The sequence below is a fragment of the Paenibacillus sp. AR247 genome (assembly GCF_002968895.1).
GTDB lineage: Bacteria > Bacillota > Bacilli > Paenibacillales > Paenibacillaceae > Paenibacillus_AQ > Paenibacillus_AQ favisporus.
Window position 1 is genome coordinate 284522 of record NZ_PCZT01000006.1, and the last position, 5288, is coordinate 289809.

The following is a 5288-nucleotide window of genomic DNA, read 5'->3' on the forward strand; positions in this document are numbered from 1 at the left end:
CCCCTTTCGATGCGAACCTTTTCGCCAAGTAGTCTCTCAACATGGTATCCACTCCCGCTCGTTTGCTTCCGCCCTGAATCTTGATTATGACGATAGTATGTCTATCATAACGAACGGCAGCGGGGTTGAATAGACCTGTAACCCATGAATTTCCGCCAGTCAAAAAAGTGCAATCCCCAGAAACGGATATGCGGAAATGATTGATCGAAAGCGGCCTCAGCCGCTTCGATTAAAGAATAGGGCATGACCATGGGTGTGGCGCCTGTTCTTACGGGAAAGAAAATCGAATTGCCGGAAATCCGGTCGCTCTCTAACATGATTCACATAAGCGGCCACAGGGGCGGCAGGCTCACAACCTCCGGATGGATATCAACCCGGGCAGCAGCCAGCCATCCCGATTGCCGCGGACCGGCAAGCAGGGGACCGACATTTTTGACGAAAGAGAGGGAGCGCGATGAGCGAAACATCGATGGGCGGGCAGTCCGAGCAGCGATCCGCCCCGGGGAAATCTGCCCCGCTAAGGGAGATCACCCTGAAGAAGCGGAGGCTGTGGCCGGATCTTCGGCGCGACAAGTATTTGTATTTACTGGCCATGCCGGGGCTGCTGTTTTTCATTATTTTTAAGTACATCCCCATTACGAATCTGGTCATTGGCTTCCAGGATTATTCCCCTTACCTGGGGATCATGGGCAGCAAGTGGGTCGGATTCGAGCACTTTGTCCGCTTTTTCTCCAACCCCGATTTCTGGATGCTGCTCCGCAATACGCTGGGCATCAGTCTGATGAATCTGGTATTCTTCTTCCCGGCTCCGATTATTTTGGCCCTGATGATGAACGAAGTGAGAAATCAGATCATGAAGCGGTCGGTTCAGTCGCTGATCTATATTCCGCATTTTCTGTCCTGGGTGCTGATTTACGGGCTGACGTATTTGATGTTCTCCCAGTCAGAAGGGCTGATCAACAAGCTGCTGGAGGCAAGCGGGAGGAGCACCGTCGATATTTTATCGAATCCGCATTATTTCTGGGGCATGCTGACGGTTCAGTCCATTTGGAAGGAAGTAGGGTGGGGTACGATCATCTTCCTCGCGGCGATCGCGGGCGTCGATCCCCAGCAGTATGAAGCAGCTGTCATGGACGGTGCCGGGCGGTTCCGCCGGATGTGGCATATTACGCTGCCCGCGATGCGCAATGTCATTATGATCCTGTTCATTTTGCGCCTCGGCACGATTATGGATACCGGCTTCGAGCAGGTGTACCTGATGATGAACGCGGCGGTTACGGAGGTGGCTGAAGTGTTCGATACCTATGTATACCGGGTCGGCATTCGCCAAGGCGAGTTCAGCTACAGCACGGCCATCGGCCTGTTCAAATCGGTCGTCGGCGTCGTCCTGGTCGTCCTTGCGAACAAGGCGGCTAAACGCCTGGGTCAAGACAGCTTGTATTAAGGTAAAACTTCGAAAGGAGAGTTGCAGCGGATGGAACTGTCCCTGACCTGGAAAGACCGGCTGTTCAGCCTGTCCAACGGCGGGCTGCTGATTCTGTTCAGCCTGGCCATGGTGTTTCCGATTTATTATACGATTGTGCTTTCGTTTACGGATCCGACAGAGTATTATACGAGGGATTTGATTTTGTGGCCGCATCACTGGTCGCTGGACGCGTACCGCTATCTGCTCGGCAACGGCTTGTTCGTCAATTCGGTCCTGATCAGCCTGTTTCTGGCGACTGTGGGCACGCTGCTGAGCCTGCTGGTGACAGGGGGGCTGGCCTATGCCATCTCGGTCCGCCGGCTCCGGTTCCGCAGGACGATGATGGTCATGATCCTGATTACGTTTTTGTTTACGCCGGGCCTTGTGCCGCTGTACATGGTGGTCCGAAACCTCGGCCTGATCGACAGCGTCTGGTCGCTGATCTTGCCGTCGCTGACGAGCGGCTGGTACGTGCTGCTGATGAAAGGCTTCTTCGACAGCATCCCGGACAGCCTGGAAGAGGCTGCGCGGATCGACGGCTGCAACCGAAATCAGCGTGTTCTGGCGGATTATCATTCCGTTGTCGCTGCCGGCGGTGGTCGCTTTCGGGCTGTTTTTTGCGGTGGGGTACTGGAACACCTATTTCAACGCGATCATGTTCATTAATGAGCAGAACAAATGGCCACTGCAGGTGCTCCTGCAAAATATGCTCGTCGATCCGACGACGATGGGCGGAGGCGAGAACGCCAATATCAGCGTTACGATGAACCGGCAGATGCCGACGGAGACGCTCAAAATGGCCGCGGTGGTCATTGCGACGGTTCCGATTATGCTCGTATATCCGTTCCTCCAGAAGCACTTCGCCAAAGGGGCGATGGTGGGCTCGGTCAAGGAATGAAGATATATAACAGGGTAAATCCAAAGGAGGTTATTCTAAATGAAAAGACAAGCAGAACAGAGAGCAAGGCAATGGTTCATCAAAACGCTCGCTGTGGCGGTGGGCACCAGCCTGCTGCTGTCCGCCTGCAGCGGCGGGGGTAAAAGCGGTTCGGCGGATTCTTCGGCCCCGACCAAGATACAGATGCAAACGCTGAATTACGCGACGGAGTTTATCGATAATACGAATCCGATCTGGAAGGAGTTTGAGAAGCGCACGAACACGCAGCTGGATATTACCTGGCTGTCGCCGACAACGTCCGAGGAGAAGATCAATGTCATGCTGGCATCCGGCGATCTGCCGGAGGTGACGTTCGTGGAATCGCTGCTGAATCCGCAGCTGCAAAAAATGATTGGCCAAGGCGTGTTCTGGGATCTGACCCCGTTCATCAAGGATTACCCGAATCTGAGCCAGCCCGCGCTCGCCGAAATGTGGACGGATTCGAAGGTCGACGGCAAAAATTACAGCATTCCCCGCTATTACCCGAGCTATGGAGGAGGGGCGTTCCCGATTCTGCGTAAGGATTGGATGGACAAGCTGGGACTGCAGACCCCGACCACCATGGACCAATTTTTCGACGTGCTGAAGGCGTTCAAGGAGAAGGACCCGAACGGAAACGGTCAGGCGGACGAAATTCCGTATGCCGCTAACAGTGATACGATGGGCTTTGTGTATGGGGTGTTCAACGGCGTGCAGGGTGCCTGGAAGCTGAAGGCGACAAGCTGGTGCCGACGATTACGGAAGACGCGTCGCGGGATGCGCTCCTCTGGATCAAAAAAGCGTATGACGCCGGACTGTTCCCGAAAGATTTCGCGAAGTACTCCCAGACGGTCGACCTGATCCGCGGCGGCAAATCGGGCGGCACGTCGCAGTCGATGAACCACGCCTGGGTGACGGGCTCCAAAATCAGGGAAGTGGTGCCGACGGCCGATTACATGCCGATCACCTATCTGCAAAATGCGGAAGGGGAGAAATATACGCCATCCGGATCGCCGTATTACGGCGTGTACCTGATCCCGAAAAAAGTGTCGGAAGCCAAGGTGAAGAAAATCCTTGAATTTTTCGATTACGCGTACGGCAAGGAAGGCAATGAGCTGGCAACTTACGGCATTGAGGGCGTCGACTACACGGTCGAGAACGGCCGCAAAATCCCGACGCCGCAGGCAGCCAAGGACCAGGTGGGCGACGGCAACATGAACAATCTGATCCACCTCATCAGCGACGATATGTCGATCGGAGCGGTCGGCATGCCGGAAGACGTATACAACCGCAATGTGGAAATCGTCAATGAGCGCAAACAAATCAAAACACCGAACCCGGGCAACGAGCTGTACTCCGAAGCCTACAATAAATACTATCCGGAAATTTCGAAAAAAGTGAGCGATATGCGGACCAAAGTGATCATCGGCAAGGATACGATCGAAAACTACGACAAGCTCATCGAGCAGCTCCGCAGCGATCCGACACTGAAACAGGTTGCGGATGAGATGACAGAGGCTTATCATAAAAAAATGGAAAGAAAGTAACCTCCAAATCCCATTCATGAGAGAGGCGAAACGATGAGTGTACTAAGCGTTCAAGGCAAGCAGTTTGTGTGGGACGGCGAGCCCATCCGCCTGGTTTCCGGGGCGATCCATTATTTTCGGGTCGTTCCCGAGTATTGGCGGGACCGGTTAACGAAGCTGAAGGCTTGCGGCTTTAACACGGTGGAGACCTATGTGGCCTGGAATATCCATGAGCCCAGAAAAGGGGAGTTCGTGTTCGATCACGGGGCGGATCTCATTCGCTTCATCGAAACGGCCGGTGAACTTGGCCTGCATGTCATCGTAAGGCCCAGCCCGTATATTTGCGCCGAATGGGAGTTCGGCGGTTTGCCCGCCTGGCTGCTCAAGGAACCGGGCATCCAACTGCGCTGCAATGACCACCGGTATTTGGGTCACGTCGATGCTTATTATGACGTGCTGATTCCGAAGCTGGTTCCACTGCTCAGCACGAACGGCGGGCCGATCATCGCGATGCAGATCGAGAACGAATACGGCAGCTATGGCAATGACAAGGCGTACCTGAACCATTTGAAGAAAGGGCTTACATCCCGCGGCGTGGACGTGCTGCTGTTCACCTCGGACGGGCCGGGAGATTTTATGCTGCAGGGCGGTATGGTGGAGGGCGTGCTGGAGACGGTCAACTTCGGGTCCCGTGCGGTTGAAGCCTTTCAGGAACTGGAAGCCTATCAGCCGGACAAGCCGTATATGTGCATGGAGTTCTGGAACGGATGGTTTGACCATTGGGGCAAGCCGCATCATACCCGCGATGCGGCGGATGCTGCGCGCGTGTTCGAGGACATGCTGGCGGCCGGCGCTTCGGTCAACTTCTATATGTTCCACGGCGGGACGAACTTCGGCTTTTACAACGGCGCGAACTGCGGGGAAGAAGGGTACGCGCCGACCGTCACCAGCTATGATTACGATTCCCCGCTGAATGAATGGGGAGAGCCGACAGAGAAATTTTATGCGGTCCGGGACGTTCTGGCCAAGTACGTGGACCTGCCGGAACTGCAGCTTCCCGATCCGATCGAGCGGAAGAGCTACGGCGAGGTCCGCCTGACCGACCGGGTCGGCTTATTCGACTCGCTATCTGACCTGTCTGACGCGGTGGAGCGGGCTGTGCCGGAAACGATGGAGCAGCTGGATCAGGACTACGGCTTTATCCTGTACACGACCTTCGTCTCCGGGCCACGCGGCGAAGCCGACCTGATCCTGCAGGAAGTGCGGGACCGTGCACTCATTTTTGTCGACGGGGAGTACCGGGGCGTCGTGCAGCGCTGGGATGAGCAGCGCAGCCTGAAGCTGACGATTCCGGCTGGCGGCGCGAAGCTGCAAATTTTGG

The 5288-nt window shown here is 55.5% G+C and carries 4 protein-coding genes and 1 pseudogene; all 5 read left to right on the plus strand.

Going from position 1 to position 5288, the window contains the following annotated elements:
- Window positions 1-454 precede the first annotated feature (454 nt).
- Window positions 455-1444, plus strand: coding sequence for an ABC transporter permease (locus CPT76_RS06280; RefSeq protein ID WP_258168136.1), 990 nt, complete (start codon window positions 455-457; stop codon window positions 1442-1444).
- Between the two features lie 30 nt (window positions 1445-1474).
- Window positions 1475-2363: pseudogene (locus CPT76_RS06285) on the plus strand (carbohydrate ABC transporter permease).
- A gap of 39 nt (window positions 2364-2402) precedes the next feature.
- A complete protein-coding gene (locus tag CPT76_RS39075) occupies window positions 2403-3242 on the plus strand; it encodes an extracellular solute-binding protein (protein ID WP_258168137.1) in 840 nt (279 codons plus the stop codon).
- A complete protein-coding gene (locus CPT76_RS39080) occupies window positions 3128-3928 on the plus strand; it encodes a type 2 periplasmic-binding domain-containing protein (protein ID WP_258168138.1) in 801 nt (266 codons plus the stop codon). The genes CPT76_RS39075 and CPT76_RS39080 overlap by 115 nt, the downstream gene beginning before the upstream one ends.
- 33 nt (window positions 3929-3961) lie before the next feature.
- Window positions 3962-5288 (plus strand): glycoside hydrolase family 35 protein (locus tag CPT76_RS06295; protein WP_105442274.1); only part of this gene is annotated, 1327 nt, incomplete at its 3' end.